Genomic DNA, 14,604 nt, shown 5'->3' on the forward strand with positions numbered 1-14,604 from the left:
TCAGTCCACGTTCGTGCGTCGACTCGATGGAACGCGTCGCAGCCGCTGCCCAGGACGGCCTGGCTCCCGAGGACCCCTGGCAGGGACTGCTAGAGCGCGTCGGGGGCCGGGGGCGGAGGCGTGCTCCCGGTGGTGGCATCCCCATCGCCGGTGTGCTGGTCGCCGTGCCCGCTGCGCCCGTTGCGGGCCTGGTCGGGGACGTTCTCGTCCGTGGAACCGGCCGGGGTGAAGGCGTTGAACGGGCTCGTCGCCGCGGGAATGACGATGCGCTCGATGGGCCCGGTGCCGACGGTCGGCTCCAGCGGCGCGGTGTCGACGGTCGGCTCCAGCGGCGCGGTGTCGACGATCGACGCCAGCGGCTCGGTCAAGGCGTCGTCCTCCTCAGGGCCGAGAGCGGGGTCGGGGAGCCGGTTCTCCTGGGCGGGTGGGGCGGCGTCCTGCTGGGCGGGTGGGGTGGTGTCGAGGGCTACGGCAGTCTCGATGGCTTCCAGGAGCTCCCATCTCCACGCCGTGCCCTCATCCGGCTCGGCGACGCCGTGTCGCGGGACGACCGGCACGGGCGGGCTCGGGGGAGCGTACCCGGCGGCGGTGGCGGCCGAGCGGGCGCCGGCGCGGGTCTTGAGCACCACGAACACCGCGAAAAGAGCCACGACGGTGACCACGGCCGAGGTGACCAACGCCGGAGTGGACAGACTCGGCAGTGGGCCGCTGACCGAGGCCTGGAGGTGCGTGGGGAACGCCGTCGTGACCGGGGTGTCAGCCGCTTTCGGCGCGGCAGGGGTGCTCTCCTCGGGAACCGGCTCGGCCGCGGAGGGCGCGAGCGGCTCGGCCGAGAAGGGGGCGGTGGTCGGGGTGGGGGTGGTGGCCGGCTCGGACTGGGACATGGCCGCCGCCTCCGTCGGGGAAGCGGTCGGCTCGGGTTCGGGAGAAGCGGCGGGCTCGGTCGGCTCGGCGGCGGTGGTGGCGGTCGGCGAAGGAGTGGTTTCCGGAGCCGTCTGCGGAACCGATGCGCCGGGTGTGGACGTGGCCGGGGTCGTCGTCGAGGGCGTGCCGGAGGTTGGAGTTGCGCTGGCTGTGGGGGGTGTCTCGGAGACGGTTGGCGTTGGGGTGGCCGTGGCCGAGGGCGTGGCGGTGGCCGAGGGCGTGTCGGAGGTCGGGGCGCTGGTGGGGCTTGCGGTGGCGCTCGGCGTGTCGGAGGTCGGGGCGCCGGTGGGGGTTGCGGTGGCCTTCGGGGCGTCGGAGGTGGGGGTTGCGGTGGCGGTCGGGGTGTCGGAGGTCGAGGTAGGGGTGGGGGAGGGTGTGTCGGATGTGGGACTGGAACTCAGGTTGGCGGAGGAACTCGGGGCCGGGGCATGCGCGCCGTCCGTAGCACCCGTGCCCGGTCCGTCCGCAGTGTTCCGGCCCGGGTCGTCAACCCCGGGCCGGCCGCCTGCCGAGGGCGCGTGGTCGTCGGTGGGTCGGCCGCTTGCCGAGGGCGCGTGGTCGTCGGTGGCCTGGGGGTTCTGGCCGTGGGGGCCCTGGACTGTCTTGTCGCCGGACGGCTGCTCTTGTCCCGTGGTATCGCCGGAGGGCTGGTGGGGTGCCCGGTCGGAGGGTCGGTCGGTGGTCGTGTCCGCGTCGGGTCGCGAGTCAGTGGGCCGGTGGCCGGGTTGTTCCTGGGCCTCGTGGGTGTCGCGTGATGCCTCAGACGTCTGGTCGGCGTATTGATCTTGCCGCGTCTGGGACCCGGGTTGTGCCTCGGCGGACCAGCCGTCGGCCCCCTCCTGCGGAGCCTCGGGTGTAGGCCGCGCCTGAACCAGCTGGGTTTCCGACCCGGTCGCGTCCAGGTGGGCCTTGACCTGTTCCGGATAGCCGTACCCGACGACACTGCTCGTGTTGCGCTCTTTGCGCTCCACGACGCCGCCGTCGGTGTTGCCCTCGATCGTGAAGATCGTGTCGCCTTGCACCTTCGTCACGACGCCGACGTGGTCGATGTCGTCGATCTTGCCGGAGCCGCTCCAGTCGAAGAAGGCCAACGCGCCGGGCGTCGGAACCTTCCCCCACGCGTGCTGTTCCTTGAACCACTTCGCGTGTGCCACCGTCCACGCGAACTGGCCGATCCATGCCTGGTAGCCGAGCTTGTGCGCCGCCCACGAGATGTACATGTCGCACCACGGGGCCGAACTGTAGTCGGCATCGAACTCGATGTTGCTGCCGTACCATTCGCCGAACTTGGTGCTCGAGCCCTTGTCGGCATAGCCGAGCTGGCGCTGGAGCAGTTCGATGAACCTCTGCGTCTCTGGCGTCATGGAAGTGAGGGAACCTCCCGAACGAGGCCGGATATATGCACATTGATCCTGACAAAATTGGTAATCATGTGACCAATGTGAATAGACCGGAAGCCTGTGATAGGGCGAGGGTAGCTTGATGTTTCCGCAGGTCAAGCGCACCTCAAGGAGGGTTCAAAGGTTCTGGCGAAGGTAAAGTCCCAGGTAGAAGGCAGTGTCGGATGTGTCCCCTTATGGCGAAATATGCTGAAAGATCTACCTAAATCCGCGAACAGGTGGTCCCCATCAGGACGCCGGGACTCAGGTGTGTCGAGTGGCTCCGCGACAGTCGCGAGGCGCCATGCCCGTACCCGTTGTGACCGGGCCTTTCGCGGGCTCCGACGGCACAGGGCCGGCCGCGCCGTCGTCGATGAGTGCTTCGACGTGCTGGGCTGCGATGCCGCCTACCGGGGCTTGGCTACAGCCGACCGCGGGCACCCCCACGTGGGCCGAGCAGGCGTACCGGCGGGTCGAGGTGGATGGGGCAGGCCGGTCCTTCAGCCCTGGCCAAGCTTCGAGGGCTGATCAGCCGACGACCACGTCCAGGAAGATCGGCTTCTTGGCGGACAGCAACTGGGTCCCGGTCTCGTCGGTCATCTTCCAGTAGATCTTGCATCTGCCGGGGGAGTCCGATGCGCGGACGCGTACCGCGATGTCGACGGGCTCGCCCGGCTGGACCGGGCGTATCTCGACCCGTTTGGGCGCGCGGCAGAGGGTGTCGTTCAGCCGGGTGAGATAGCGTCCCTGCCACGGGATGGTGCCGGTGTTCCTGATCCGCCAGATCTTCGTGAACTCCGTCCCCGTTTTCACCATCGTGCCGTCCGGATGGGTGACGTCCTGCTCGAAGGCGGAATCGTCGTAGGGGGACGCGGCCCGCACCGGGGTGTCCGGCGCGGTGGGCTCGTCCTTTCCGGAGAGTGGGGCGAGCCACGTGAAGAGGGCGGCACCGGCGGCGGTCGCGACCGCCGCGATCATGGCCGGCCTCCTGGCAAGGGGAGGCCGGGTTCGGCGTTCGGGGTGCTCCGCCATACGGACCTCTGTCTCGATGTGCCCGGCACGGGCCTCGGCGGGTCCGGCTCGGGTCTCGTCGTGACCTGTACGGGCCTCGGTGGTCTCGCTACGTGCGGCGGCGCTCGCGGCCCGCTCCCAGTGGGCTCGCCACTCGCGCCTGGCCTCCTCGGCGTCCCGCCCCAGCCGGTCGACGGCCAGGACCCGGACGAACTCCCACGTCGTCTCCCAGGTCGGCAGCACCTGCCCCCGGGCGGCGGCCGCCAGCGAGGACTTGGAGGCCGCCGCGCCCATGCGCGTCGACATCTCCGCGAAGGACGGGTCGCCCGCCTCCGCCTTGAGCTCCCACAGGCGGTACGCGAGGGCCGCCACCGGGCCCGCGGCCGGTTCCGGCCGGACCGGCTTTCGCCCGGGCCGCGCTGCCCTGCCCGTCCACTGCGGGTCAGGCTCGTCTCCCTGCGAGCCTGACGTCCCCGGTAATTCCGGCATCTTCACCTGCCCTGTCCGGCACCGTCATCCGGCCGTGCCGACGACCCCGGCATGGCCTGTGCCACCTGAGAGCAAATGAGATTACCTGAATTGTCCGAATAAGTCCGGAATTCTGCGGGTTACCTGGACGCCGTGGTCATTCACCCGCGCAGGCCCGGAAACCGTACTCCATCGCGAAGGATCGCAATGCCTTCTCGTTCTCGTCCGGTTCCAAGGACTGTTCCACCGCCTTCTTCGCCTCGTCCTCCCTGCCCGCGCGCATCGCCGCCTCCGCGCGTCCGCTGAGTTCGCGCAGGCTCGCGGCCAGCGCCCTGGCGGGCGCGAAGAACCTGTTCCGCACCTGTGGGACGTCACCGTCCGGCGGCGCGATCGCTTCTATCGCGGCGATGGTGCCGGTCATCGACTCCGACGCGCGGCGCAGCTCGTCCACCTCCTCGCGCAGGTTCGCGGGTGGCTCCTCGCGGAGATCCGACTGTCGGGACGCTTCCTCGCACACCGCGTCCACGGCGGCGATGTACTGCCTTTTGACGTCCTCGTACGATTCCTCCTCCGCCACCGAGACCGTTGCCCACAGCACCAGAGCCAGGGCCGGCACGACCCCGCCGACGATCAGGCGCCACGCCGGGACATGCCTTCTCTCACGCGATCTCATCCGCCGCTCACTCCTTCGGAAGAGAACGCCCTTGGCGCTCGCGAGAGCGCCAAGGGCCGAAGTCCAGCCGAGCTACGCCCCCGTCCCAGCCCGGGATCAACACCGGATCCGGCGCTCCTGCGACCGCTTGTACAGGGTGGCCACTTCGCTGCCACGCAGGACAGAGTAGAGATGCACCTTCGTCTGGTTGCGGTAGAGCTGGCTACCACCGGAGCACCTCCACGAAGGGGTCGTCGTCACGGTGAACGCCGCCCTTCCCTTCTTGACCGTCGAGGTGGCCTTCGTCCGCCAGAAACCGAGCCCGCGATACTGCTGGAGGCTCGTCTTGACCACGGCCCGGCGGCCCCACTCGCCCTTCTCGCAGTGGACCTGCCTGCTGGTCGTGATGTAGGCGCCGGTCCGGTACGGGGTCTTTATCCGCTGCCAGCCCTTGCAGCGGTCGTGGTAGCCGATCCCCAGGTAGGACTTCGCCGACCAGCCCGGCGCCAGGACGGCCGAGCTGTCCGAGACGGCGGTGACGCCCAGCCCCGCCTGCGCCGACGCGGACGACCCCGCCATAAGTCCGGCCGTCAACCCGATGACGAGAGCCGCTCCGGTAATCCCTTTTCGTCCGATCATCGGATCTCCTTTCAAAGAAATCCTCTGTACTTTCCGACTCGGGAGTCCCCGATAACCGCGCACAGCGATTCAGCGGAATATCCGAACGCCTGCCAATGGCGTCGATACCGAACGCCGGCGCCGGGAACGGCACCACTTTGACCGCCCATGCCCGGCAACGGCAAGCGATCTGCCCCGTCCCATCGTCCAAACATTGTCCAGAGCTATTAGGACAATCGAATTCGCAGGTCACAGGGATTCGACATGCGAGCGGAGTCTTTCCCGGCTTCGCCCGATCGGTGCCCGCACAGAGCCCGCTTCGGGGTGCCGCAGCAATTGCGGCACCTCGACGATTCGCAGGACGGCAAGGCGTCGGTTGCCACCCGGCATCGATGGCAGGCAGGAGACAGCAACGGGTGCGCGCACCGCTGCGGGCTACCTGAGCGAAGCAAAGTGGCGGGGGAAGTCCAAGCACCTGGAAGTCGGTGCGGTCTGGGCCGAGGCCCTGGAAGATGACCGTCAACGCCGGCGCTGGGAAGACGATCACGTGCGACGGTCTATGCATCGCCTACGACGCTGCCAAGCGTGCCGGACCAGCAGCGATCGCGCGGAAATCCGAGACGATCCACGGCGTCGTCAAGGACCACACTCCGGGTGACGAACCCGTGGCCAAGGTGGTGGCGCGCTTCAGGCGCCGCGCGCCACCGGAATAGTTCACCCTCACTCAGAAGCGGGAAACGAATCGATGCACCTGCCGAAGGGCCGGTTTCTCGTGCTCAAGAAGAAGTCGGAACCCGGCAAGCAGCGAGATGCGCAGGAGGCGGAGGATCGGTTATTTGATCCATACCTGGTAGTCGCGAGCCGCGTCGAAGCGCAGCGTCGGAGTGAACGTCGACTTGCCGCCGACCTTGCCGTAGTGCACGCCGTAGGCAGTGCCGCCATAGAACCACGGGCCTCCGGAGTCGCCTGGCTCGCTGACGTTCCGGTCCATCTGCACCATTCCCTCTATGTCGCCGACGTTGACGACGCTGTTGGCGACGCTGGCGCAGCTCCCGCCGGTCGTCTGTCCGAAGTGGCAGATTCGGGTGCCCCGTCGCGGGCGGCCACCCCGTTCGGTCGCATACCGGGTCTTGTTCCAGTTGTGGTAGAAGGTGCGGGTCGGGGTCTTGCCACCGGTCGTGTAGTACGCCAGGTCTCCGTATCGGCCCTCGTGTTTCCATACTCGTTTGATGGTGGTGCTGCCGCCTGCTTGGCTGTGATTGCTGTACGTCTGGCTCGCACCGGCACTCCCGCGTGCGCAGTGGCCGGCGGTGCCCTGGCGCTTGGTGTTGCTGGATTTGTACTTCAGGTTGAAACCGGCGGTGCACCCCGAATACAACCCGCCACCGCGAATGTATTTGTCCTCAGGGGCGGCCACGTCATCCATGAGCGACACCGCCAGGCCGACACCCGGGATCTGCGGCTGCGGAGGCGTGATCTGCTCGATGGCGGAAGCGTCTCTCGCGATCGATGGCTGCAACTTCACCCCGACGCCGATGGTCGCGGTTTCGATGTCGTACCAGGTGGCCACGCCGGCAACCTCGGGCTTGGCCGCCACCTGATCGCGCGCGGTCAGGCTCGCCTGTTCCAGGTCGGCCTCCGTGAATCCGCGTCCGCCCTGCAGCTTCACTTCCACCGGCAGTTTTCTGGCCAGCGCGACGGCCCCCTCGGGGACTTCGCCTTTGAACGCGAACCATGCGCTCCTGCCATCCTGGCTGCGGGCCGCACCAGAGAACTCGCTCCCGTAGCTCGCCTCGATCTCGTCCGCGACGTCGTTGAACGCGCCCTGCCAGCCGTGTGCCGCGACGGCCTCCTCGAAGCTGATCCCGTCCTGCGCGGCGATGAGCAGCAAATCTTCCAGCTCACCCGCCGTCAAGTCGTCGACATTCACCTCCGGCGTATCCGCGGGCCCGTCGGGCTCGAGTTCGCCGGCGAGGCTCATGCGGGCCCCAGAGAGATATTCGTCTAACGCGGCCTCCAGGGGCACACCGCGGTGCGTTGCGTCGGCCTTGATCGCGTCCAGTGTGGGACGCGCGACCTGCGCCTGCTGATCGGCGGTGAGGACGATCACCTCGGACTCGGACTGGGGCTGCGCTGCCGCGGGAGCAGCGACCAGCAATCCCCCTATCAGGGCAGCAGGTGCGACGAAGATCAGGCCGCGGCGCCGGAGAGCACGAAAATTCGGGGACGTCCGACTCATTCGAGACGCCCCTTCTCGAGGGGGATTCATGAGAGAACGATCATGGATGTTTGAGGCGTAAGTCAATAGATGTGATATCTGATGTCACGCCCCCCATAACGGCGGTGGGGCCGGCCATGTCGATGCCCGAAAGGGACGGCACTGGCGTGGGCGCGCCGCCTGGCGGCTGGCTCAGTGAGGACACCGCGCCGCCTCGCTCGCGCCCGGGGCGAGGGCGCCGCCGAGGCGCCGCGCCTCGATGGTCGGCAGCGGCACGTCGCGGCCAGGGCCGGCCACCGCCAGCAGCGTGGCCAGGGCCTCATCGGACAGCCCGGTCACCTGGAACCCGTCCCCGGTCGCCGGGGTGGGACCGGGCGGGTCGAGCTGCGCGACCGCTTCCACCGCGACCAGGGAACGGCCGCGGAACGGCCGCGGGATGTCGTCCAGCGGCGGGAAGCGCAGCAGCCGGCCGAGCGAGGTGGGTGATCACCCCGAAGCTGCCGCCACCGCCGCGGATGGCCCGGCCGTGTTCAGCGTCGCGGCCACGCCGGCGGCGGATCGGGCCGGCACCACCGCGGCCGGGCGCTGATCCACGGCCAGCTGCCGGGCAGAGCGCCTGGCGTCCCAGCCCGGATCGTCGGCCGGGATCAGTGCGCCGTCGAGACGCCGGACCAGATACGCCAGCTCGTGGGAGGAAAAGTTCGGCACCGTAATCGTCCCTTTTGATCGGTTGTCGTTCCGATCAAGGGTGCAGGAGGGGGGCCCATCCTGCGCTTGGGGGGTGCTCCGCCCCGCCCACCCCTCAAAGGAGGGATGTGCCGGCGCGAAAGCCGCAGGAGAACGTGGAGGGCAGCGGCTGCATTCTTGGCACCCGACTATGGCCCACCGGTTATCTTGTCTAAGATTAATATCGCTGTAGTGCTATGTATCTGGGGGCGTGATGGAGCTGAACTCGCTCAGGCAGTTCCTGGTGGTGGCGCGGCTCGAACACCTCAGCGGCGCGGCCGAGGAGCTTCGCGTCGCCCAGCCGTCGCTGAGCCGTACCATCGCCCGGCTGGAGAGCGAGCTGCGCACACCGCTGTTCGACCGGAGTGGCCGGCTGCGGCTGAATGACGCGGGCAAGCTCTTCCGCGATTACGTCGAACGCGCCCTGGGCGAGCTGGATGCGGGACGGCGAGCCGTCGCCGAGGCCGTCAGCGAGGGTGTGGGCACCGTTCGGCTCGCGTCGGAGACCTTCCTCACGCTCACCGGGCCGCTGGCGGCCTTCAAACGAGCTCACCCGACCATCGAGGTCGAGCTCCGCTGGATGGCGGCCGACGAGATGGGCCGTCACCTGCGGGCCCAGGACGTCGACCTGTGCGTCGCCTCCCAGCCGATCCCCGCTGAGGGCCTGGAAGCGGTCCAACTGCTCGATGAGGCGGTCGGTCTGGCTACGCCGCTCGACCATCCGCTGGCAAGCCGTACGTCGGTGAGCATCGACGAGCTCACCGGCCAGCCCTTCGTCAGCGCCCGCAAGGGGCACTGGCAGCGCCGCCTCCTGGACCGGCTCTTCACCGCTCGAGACCAAACCCCGAAGATCGTCTGCGAGGTCGACGAGCCCAGCGCCATCGCGGCCCTGATCAGCGCGGGGCTCGGCATCGGTCTCGTCCCCGCCTTCGCCCGGAGCAGCCCCACGCGGGTCCCCGCCGCCTGGGTCCCCGTCGACAACCCTGACTGCCGACGCGCGGTCACCCTGTACTGGGGCGCCGGCAGTCACCTGTCCACCGCCGCCCGCCTGATGCGCACCACGATCGCCAACTGGAACTGGATCACCGGCGAACCCCAGGAGAAGCGCTGAGGATCGTCACGTTGCCGGGCATGATCCGCTCGCCGCTTCGATGGGGCGGTGCGCGGTGACGTCCGGTCCGCCGCCGTCGGCAGCCGCTCACGGGGGCGTCCGCATGATCGACACCCCTGCCGTGTCCCGCCTCAAGCGGCTCTCCTGACCTGCCGTACGAAAGGGTCTCACGAGGTACGGCTCGGCGCCTTCGGCAGGAGGTCCGGCAAGGGTGTGCCGGGGTCGGCGAGTCGGCGCGGGTCGGCGGGGTACGCGGTGGAGATGAGGGTGCGCAGGTGATCGGCGGCACCCGGGTTGTCGATGGTCAGGGCGGCCACGGGGATGCTGCGGTCGAGCCAGAAGACGGTGAACCCGTGAGCGGTGTGCTCGCCGCGGGTGATGATGCGGTCCCAGGTCGTGGGGAGCCCGAGGTATTCGAGGGTGGAGCCGTACTGGGTGGAGAAGAAGTAGGGGACGTGGTCGATGGCCGGAGGCTTGCCGACCATGGTGGCCGCGGCGGCGGTGCCGTGGATCGCGGCGTTGTCCCAGTGCTCGATCCGTACGGGGTTCAGATAGCGCGGGTGCTGGTGGCGGGCGACGTCGCCGGCGGCCACGGCGGCCGGGTGCGAGGTGCGCAGGTGCCCGTCGGTGAGGATGCCGCCGTCGACGTTCAGTCCCGCTGCCTGGGCGAGTTCGGTGTTGGGGGTGGCGCCGACGCCGACGATGACGAGGTCGGCGGGGATCGTCCGTCCGGTGATGGTCTGGACGGCTTCGACCGAGCGCGTGCCGAGGATGGCCTCGACGCCGTCGCCGAGGAGCAGGTTGACGCCGTGGTCGTGGTGGCGGCGGGCGATGAGGCCGCCGACCTGGTCGCCGAGCACGGGGTAGAGCGGTGTGGGCAGGGGGTCGATGACGGTGGTGTGGTTGCCGAAAGTACGACTGGCGGCCGCGAGTTCGCAGCCGAGCCAGCCGGCGCCGATGACGACGACATCACCGGCCGCGCGCAGGGCCGCGGCCAGGTGTTCGCTGTCGTCGCGGTTGCGCAGGTAGCGGACGCCGTCGAGATCGGCGCCCGGCACCTGGAGGCGGCGCGGGCGGGCGCCGGTGGCGATCAGCACCCGGGCGAACGGTAACTCGGTGCCGTCGGCCAGGCGTGCCCGCCGGGCGTCCAGGTCGAGGGCGGCGGCGGGGACGCCGAGCGCCAGGGTGACGTCCTGGTCGACGTAGAACCGCGGCTTCAGGACGTCGAGGTCGCCGGGCCCGGTGGTGTCCAGGAGGTAGCCCTTGGACAGGGCGGGGCGCTGGTACGGCAGGTGGGGTTCGTCGCCGACGAGGGTGATCGGCCCGTCGTAGCAATGGTCGAGTCGCAGGGCCTGGGCGGCCTTCGCGCCGGCCAGGCTCGCTCCGATGATGACGATGCCGGGATCGGCGCTCATGGCAATCCTCCTGAGCTGGACCGGAGTGGTGGTGTCCCGATCCCGCTCGGTCGAACCGCGGAACCGGGACACCACGCGATCGTGGATAGGGCCTTGCGGCTGCCCGTCCAAGCCGGGTCACTTCTGGAGAACGGCCTGGATCTCGAGGCTGATCGACACCTTGTCGCCGACCACGACGCCACCGGCCTCCATCGGGGTACTGATGTCAATGCCGAAGTCGCGCCGGTTGATCTCCGCGGTGGCGGAGAAGCCGGCCCGCTGCGCGCCCCACTGGTCCGAGCCGAACCCGTTCACCTCGACGGCCAGCGGCACCTGTCGCGTGACGCCGTGCAACGTGAGCTCACCGTCGATGACCCAACCGTCGCTGGCCCGGCGGATGCCGGTCGAGCGGTAGCTCATCGTCGGGTACTTCTCGACCTCGAGGTAGTCGGCGGTGCGAAGGTGGTTGTCACGTATTTCGCTGCCGGTGTCGATGGACGCGAGGTCGATCGTCGCGTTCACCGACGAGCTCAGCAGGTCCTCGCTCGTGACGAGCGTGACGTCGTAGGTGGTGAACCGGCCACGCGTCTTGCTGATCATGAGATGACGGACGGTGAAGGTGACCTCGGAGTGCACCGGGTCGGCTTTCCAGGTGCCGGCCAGATAGCCCGGGATCTCGGCGGTCGCAAGGACGGGGGTCATGGCTTCCTCCATGGATGCGGTGCCGCGGCGGCGCGGCGCGGGCGGGAACGGGGTGGCGGGATCAGGGCGCGAGGTCGACAACGCCTTTGCCGCTGGAGATGTCGAGCGGCACCGAGACCTGGTCGTGCACGATCAACCACGTGCCGTCGATCTTCTGGAGGCAGTACGTGACCCTGACCCACATACCGCTCGTCGCCGTCCCGTTCTTCAGCGTGCCGCTGAGGCGGGCGAAGGCGTGCCCGAACGCCACATCATCGCCCACGGTGAGCGTCAGGTCGCGAACCTCATAAGTCACCCGCTCGAAGGACGTGAACACGGGCGCCCAGTTCTTGAGCTTCGCCTCGATCCCCACGTGCTGGAGCGGCGGCTCGATGTCGAAGGACACGATGTCCGTCGCGTAAAGCCGCTTCAGACCCTCGAGATCCTTGCCTTGGAGCCCTTCGATGATCTTGCCGACCAGCTGGCGGATCTCGGCTTCATCTACCTCGCGTTGCGTGGGCATCGCAACCCCGGCCTTTCCCGTTGCGGTGGAATCTTGGCTTCTCACACCTCCGACGCTATGGCTCTGGAGTTATCTTGTCTAAGATGAATATTGCTATGGTGTTATGTCCCGGATGGCATGATGGATCCGGCACGTCAAGGACGGATCAGCCGCAGCGCAGGCCGAGGACGCGTGCAGGCTGATCTATGCCGAAGCGTTCGCCGAGCCTCCCTACAACGAGACCGAGGACGACGTCGCCGCCGCCTTCCGCCGCTTCCCCTCCCAGGCCCGCAAGCACAGCTTCCGCGCTGCCCTGGCCCGTACCGAGGACGGCGAGCCGGTCGGGATGGCGTACGGCTTCCCGCTCGACGCCGACACGGGCTGGTGGGACGAACTGACCGAGCCAGTGCCCGACGACATGCGGCGGGAGGACGGACGCCGCACCTTCGGGCTGATGGAGCTTGCCGTGCGCGGACCGTGGCGCGGGCAGGGCATCGCGCGGCGTCTGCATGAGACGCTGCTCGGCGGCATTGGGGCCGAGCGGGTGTTGCTGAACGTCCACCCGGGCAGCAAGGCGGCGCCGGCTGCCTACCGGGCGTGGGGATACCGCAAGATCGGCGAGGCGCGGCCATGGGGGACGGGCGCGGAGCTCCATGACGTGATGCTGCTCGACCTGCCTACGAGAACTGGCGCACGCTGATCCGCTACGGGCTCAGCCGCTCCGGCTTTCTGAGCACCTCCGTGAGCGCCGAGATGCTCTGATCGCCGTAGCCTGCCTCAACCGCCCGCCTCACCAGGTCATGGAGCGGGGTAAGCCAGGCCGTGTCGACGTTCGTTTCCTTGGCCAGGTCCTCGTCGTGGGCTGCTCCCGCGAGGAAGAGGCTCACGGAGGAAGCGGCGTCGGTGTAGTCGCCGCTGTCGATCTCCTCGGCGTAGGTCGGCAGCAAGGACTTGATCATGTCGAGCCACTTGCCGGCGAAGCGCACCATCGTGTTCACCTCCAGTCCGCGTGCCTGGACGGCGGCGGCGCCCTGGAAGAAGCCGGCGAGTGCCGGCAGCAGCATGGCGCCCACCGCCATCTCGTACAGGGCGGCGAGGTCACTTTCGTCGCCGAGGTGGACGGTGTCGCCGCCCAGCACGTTCAGGGCCGTCCCGAACTCCTCGAAGATCGCCTTGTCGCCGCTGTAGTACAGCAGGGTGTCCGGCGCGCCCACGGCCGAGGGCACGTTCTTGACCGCGCCGGCCAGGAACCGGGCGCCGTGATCGATGGCCCAGGCGGCCGTCTCGCGGGCGCCGGCCGGGGAGCCGCTGTTGAGAGTGACCAGGGCCCGTCCACGCAGCGACGCGCCGGCCGGCCGCAGTGCCAGCCGGGTGTCCTCGAAGGTGGTCAGGCAGGTGATGACCAGGGGACTTGCCGTCACCGCGTCCTCGATGGCCTCCGTGTGCCTGGCTCCCATGGCGATGAGGGGCGCGGCTTTGGCGGCGGTCCTGTTCCAGACAGTGGTCGGGTGTCCGGCCTTGACGAAGGCCTCGGCCAGTGCCCTGCCCATCGAGCCCAGCCCGATGACGGTCACGGGTGTCACGTTCTTCGCAGACATATGCATACTCCAGGCGCAGAGAGGTCTTGGTTCGGCCCGATTCATGCTGGCTGGAGCACGTGCATTCTCTCAAGTACCTACATTTTTGCCGGGTACTGACATAAATGTAAGTATGGGCTGGTGAAGGAGACGAAGAAGCGGACGTTCACCTGCGGTCTCGACGCTGCCATCGCCGTCATGGGAGGCAAGTGGAAGGGGCTGATCCTTTTCGCGCTCCAGGACGGTCCCCTGCGCTTCGGGGAGTTGAGGCGCGCGGTGCCCGGCATCAGCGAGCGGGTGCTGATCCTTCAGTTGCGGGAGATGGAGACCACCGGGCTGCTGCATCGTGAGGTCTATCACCAGGTCCCGCCGAAGGTGGAGTACTCGCTCACCGAGTTCGGTCATTCACTCAACACCGCGATGGCACCGCTCGGGGAGTGGGGCGAGGAGCACATCCAGCGCATCGACGCGATCCCGTGGGACCAGGTGGGGTGAACCGGCGCGGATGGATCGGCAGGCCTCATCACCGCCTGGCTTCACCCTCCCGTCCCCGTTCGTCGGGGTCTCGGCGATCACACCGAGCCGTCGTCCCCCAGACGAGCGCGTACTTCCTCCGCCCTGGGATCGTGCGGCTCCTCGAAAATGGCCACGGCCTCGCGCCGGGAGGCGAGCGGCTGTTCATGGCGCTGTAGACGCCGCGCAGTCGCGCGCCGTGAGCGTGGGCGGCAGAGTCACGCGGGGACAGAGCGTCGGACGGGTCGGGCACACCGGCCCCACCTCGAACGGAACCCCGCACCTGCACTACGAGCAGGGCTATGACGCCGACGGCGACGGGAGCGTCTCCTGGGGATTCGAGGGCGCTGAGCGCGTCACGGCCAGGTTCGACGGCAAGGCGTACGGGCCCGCCCCCGGTGGTGAGTGGCGCAATGTCGAGAGCCGGAACGGCTGCGGCGACATGTTCGGTGCGGATTTCAACGCTGACGGTATCGGTGACATCTTCTCCGAAACCACCGGCACCCTGAACATCTGGAACGGCAAGGGCGACAACGAATTCGGCCCCGCTGTTGAGATCGGTGGTGGCTGGGCGCCGTATGACGGCACCCTCACCTCCCTCGGTGATGTGAATCGGGACGGCCACGACGACATCGCCGCCATGACCGACGGCACTCTCTATGTCTGGAACGGCGAAGGCGGCAACAAGTTCGGTCCCGCCACCGCCATCGGCCCCGGCTGGGCGCCCTACTTCTGACCCGCGGTCCACCGCCGGATCGCTCCGAAGGCAGAAGCGGCCCGGAGAAGAGGCCGATACCTGGGGTGGCGCCGGGTGGGCGAGCTGAAAGCGC

The 14,604-nt window shown here is 68.6% G+C and carries 16 protein-coding genes; 5 read left to right on the plus strand and 11 right to left on the minus strand.

Features of this window, described 5'->3' with window-relative positions; genetic code table 11:
• Nucleotides 1–89: 89 nt before the first annotated feature.
• The 4 genes from ACFKCF_RS05140 to ACFKCF_RS05155 all read right to left on the minus strand — a co-directional run bounded on the left by ACFKCF_RS05140 (nt 90) and on the right by ACFKCF_RS05155 (nt 5,073).
• The gene (locus ACFKCF_RS05140) at nt 90–2,288 is read right to left on the minus strand and encodes a CHAP domain-containing protein (RefSeq protein ID WP_394491109.1); all 2,199 of its coding nucleotides are present in this window, start codon (nt 2,286–2,288) and stop codon (nt 90–92) included.
• 543 nt (nt 2,289–2,831) lie between these two features.
• Nucleotides 2,832–3,803, minus strand: a complete 972-nt coding sequence (locus tag ACFKCF_RS05145) for an NBR1-Ig-like domain-containing protein (protein WP_394491111.1) — start codon at nt 3,801–3,803, stop codon at nt 2,832–2,834.
• A gap of 136 nt (nt 3,804–3,939) precedes the next feature.
• A complete protein-coding gene (locus ACFKCF_RS05150) occupies nt 3,940–4,455 on the minus strand; it encodes a hypothetical protein (protein ID WP_394491113.1) in 516 nt (171 codons plus the stop codon).
• A gap of 96 nt (nt 4,456–4,551) precedes the next feature.
• Nucleotides 4,552–5,073, minus strand: a complete 522-nt coding sequence (locus ACFKCF_RS05155) for a hypothetical protein (RefSeq protein WP_394491115.1) — start codon at nt 5,071–5,073, stop codon at nt 4,552–4,554.
• A 491-nt stretch (nt 5,074–5,564) separates the two neighbouring features.
• Between ACFKCF_RS05155 and ACFKCF_RS05160 the strand changes: the two genes are divergently transcribed.
• The gene (locus ACFKCF_RS05160; protein WP_394491117.1) at nt 5,565–5,765 is read left to right on the plus strand and encodes a hypothetical protein; all 201 of its coding nucleotides are present in this window, start codon (nt 5,565–5,567) and stop codon (nt 5,763–5,765) included.
• 119 nt (nt 5,766–5,884) lie between these two features.
• Here ACFKCF_RS05160 and ACFKCF_RS05165 read toward each other — a convergent pair whose 3' ends face one another.
• The 3 genes from ACFKCF_RS05165 to ACFKCF_RS05175 form a co-directional block, all read right to left on the minus strand.
• Nucleotides 5,885–7,291: a hypothetical protein gene (locus ACFKCF_RS05165; protein ID WP_394491119.1), complete on the minus strand. Its 1,407-nt coding sequence runs from the start codon at nt 7,289–7,291 to the stop codon at nt 5,885–5,887.
• A gap of 171 nt (nt 7,292–7,462) precedes the next feature.
• A complete protein-coding gene (locus tag ACFKCF_RS05170; protein WP_394491121.1) occupies nt 7,463–7,672 on the minus strand; it encodes a hypothetical protein in 210 nt (69 codons plus the stop codon).
• An 84-nt stretch (nt 7,673–7,756) separates the two neighbouring features.
• Nucleotides 7,757–7,978 (minus strand): hypothetical protein, encoded by a 222-nt coding sequence (locus tag ACFKCF_RS05175; protein WP_394491123.1) that lies wholly within the window; start codon nt 7,976–7,978, stop codon nt 7,757–7,759.
• 232 nt (nt 7,979–8,210) lie between these two features.
• Between ACFKCF_RS05175 and ACFKCF_RS05180 the strand changes: the two genes are divergently transcribed.
• Nucleotides 8,211–9,107 carry a LysR family transcriptional regulator gene (locus ACFKCF_RS05180; protein ID WP_394491125.1) on the plus strand — a complete coding sequence of 299 codons (897 nt, stop codon included), beginning with the start codon at nt 8,211–8,213 and terminating at the stop codon, nt 9,105–9,107.
• 167 nt (nt 9,108–9,274) lie between these two features.
• Here the strand turns inward: ACFKCF_RS05180 and ACFKCF_RS05185 are convergent, their stop codons facing one another.
• The 3 genes from ACFKCF_RS05185 to ACFKCF_RS05195 form a co-directional block, all read right to left on the minus strand.
• Nucleotides 9,275–10,522: an NAD(P)/FAD-dependent oxidoreductase gene (locus tag ACFKCF_RS05185; RefSeq protein ID WP_394491127.1), complete on the minus strand. Its 1,248-nt coding sequence runs from the start codon at nt 10,520–10,522 to the stop codon at nt 9,275–9,277.
• A 117-nt stretch (nt 10,523–10,639) separates the two neighbouring features.
• Nucleotides 10,640–11,203, minus strand: a complete 564-nt coding sequence (locus ACFKCF_RS05190; protein WP_394491129.1) for a YceI family protein — start codon at nt 11,201–11,203, stop codon at nt 10,640–10,642.
• Between the two features lie 61 nt (nt 11,204–11,264).
• Nucleotides 11,265–11,705: a YybH family protein gene (locus tag ACFKCF_RS05195; protein ID WP_394491131.1), complete on the minus strand. Its 441-nt coding sequence runs from the start codon at nt 11,703–11,705 to the stop codon at nt 11,265–11,267.
• A 181-nt stretch (nt 11,706–11,886) separates the two neighbouring features.
• Between ACFKCF_RS05195 and ACFKCF_RS05200 the strand changes: the two genes are divergently transcribed.
• The gene (locus ACFKCF_RS05200; RefSeq protein WP_394491475.1) at nt 11,887–12,384 is read left to right on the plus strand and encodes a GNAT family N-acetyltransferase; all 498 of its coding nucleotides are present in this window, start codon (nt 11,887–11,889) and stop codon (nt 12,382–12,384) included.
• A 4-nt stretch (nt 12,385–12,388) separates the two neighbouring features.
• Here ACFKCF_RS05200 and ACFKCF_RS05205 read toward each other — a convergent pair whose 3' ends face one another.
• Nucleotides 12,389–13,282: an NAD(P)-dependent oxidoreductase gene (locus ACFKCF_RS05205; RefSeq protein WP_394491133.1), complete on the minus strand. Its 894-nt coding sequence runs from the start codon at nt 13,280–13,282 to the stop codon at nt 12,389–12,391.
• 120 nt (nt 13,283–13,402) lie between these two features.
• Here ACFKCF_RS05205 and ACFKCF_RS05210 point away from each other — a divergent pair, with 120 nt between their 5' ends.
• The gene (locus ACFKCF_RS05210) at nt 13,403–13,756 is read left to right on the plus strand and encodes a winged helix-turn-helix transcriptional regulator (RefSeq protein WP_394491135.1); all 354 of its coding nucleotides are present in this window, start codon (nt 13,403–13,405) and stop codon (nt 13,754–13,756) included.
• 217 nt (nt 13,757–13,973) lie between these two features.
• Entirely contained in the window at nt 13,974–14,510 is a 537-nt protein-coding gene (locus tag ACFKCF_RS05215) for an FG-GAP-like repeat-containing protein (RefSeq protein ID WP_394491137.1), read from the plus strand.
• Nucleotides 14,511–14,604: the final 94 nt, after the last annotated feature.

This window comes from Nonomuraea sp. JJY05 (genome assembly GCF_043496855.1).
In the GTDB taxonomy this organism is placed as follows: domain Bacteria; phylum Actinomycetota; class Actinomycetes; order Streptosporangiales; family Streptosporangiaceae; genus Nonomuraea.

What these genes read in the sequence shown, in the direction of transcription:
- ACFKCF_RS05140 (WP_394491109.1), bottom strand. Translation starts at nt 2,288, where the DNA reads ATGACGCCAGAGACGCAGAGGTTCATCGAACTGCTCCAGCGCCAGCTC.
- ACFKCF_RS05145 (WP_394491111.1), bottom strand. Translation starts at nt 3,803, where the DNA reads ATGCCGGAATTACCGGGGACGTCAGGCTCGCAGGGAGACGAGCCTGAC.
- ACFKCF_RS05150 (WP_394491113.1), bottom strand. Translation starts at nt 4,455, where the DNA reads ATGAGATCGCGTGAGAGAAGGCATGTCCCGGCGTGGCGCCTGATCGTC.
- ACFKCF_RS05155 (WP_394491115.1), bottom strand. Translation starts at nt 5,073, where the DNA reads ATGATCGGACGAAAAGGGATTACCGGAGCGGCTCTCGTCATCGGGTTG.
- ACFKCF_RS05160 (WP_394491117.1), top strand. Translation starts at nt 5,565, where the DNA reads ATGACCGTCAACGCCGGCGCTGGGAAGACGATCACGTGCGACGGTCTA.
- ACFKCF_RS05165 (WP_394491119.1), bottom strand. Translation starts at nt 7,291, where the DNA reads ATGAGTCGGACGTCCCCGAATTTTCGTGCTCTCCGGCGCCGCGGCCTG.
- ACFKCF_RS05180 (WP_394491125.1), top strand. Translation starts at nt 8,211, where the DNA reads ATGGAGCTGAACTCGCTCAGGCAGTTCCTGGTGGTGGCGCGGCTCGAA.
- ACFKCF_RS05185 (WP_394491127.1), bottom strand. Translation starts at nt 10,522, where the DNA reads ATGAGCGCCGATCCCGGCATCGTCATCATCGGAGCGAGCCTGGCCGGC.
- ACFKCF_RS05190 (WP_394491129.1), bottom strand. Translation starts at nt 11,203, where the DNA reads ATGACCCCCGTCCTTGCGACCGCCGAGATCCCGGGCTATCTGGCCGGC.
- ACFKCF_RS05195 (WP_394491131.1), bottom strand. Translation starts at nt 11,705, where the DNA reads ATGCCCACGCAACGCGAGGTAGATGAAGCCGAGATCCGCCAGCTGGTC.
- ACFKCF_RS05205 (WP_394491133.1), bottom strand. Translation starts at nt 13,282, where the DNA reads ATGTCTGCGAAGAACGTGACACCCGTGACCGTCATCGGGCTGGGCTCG.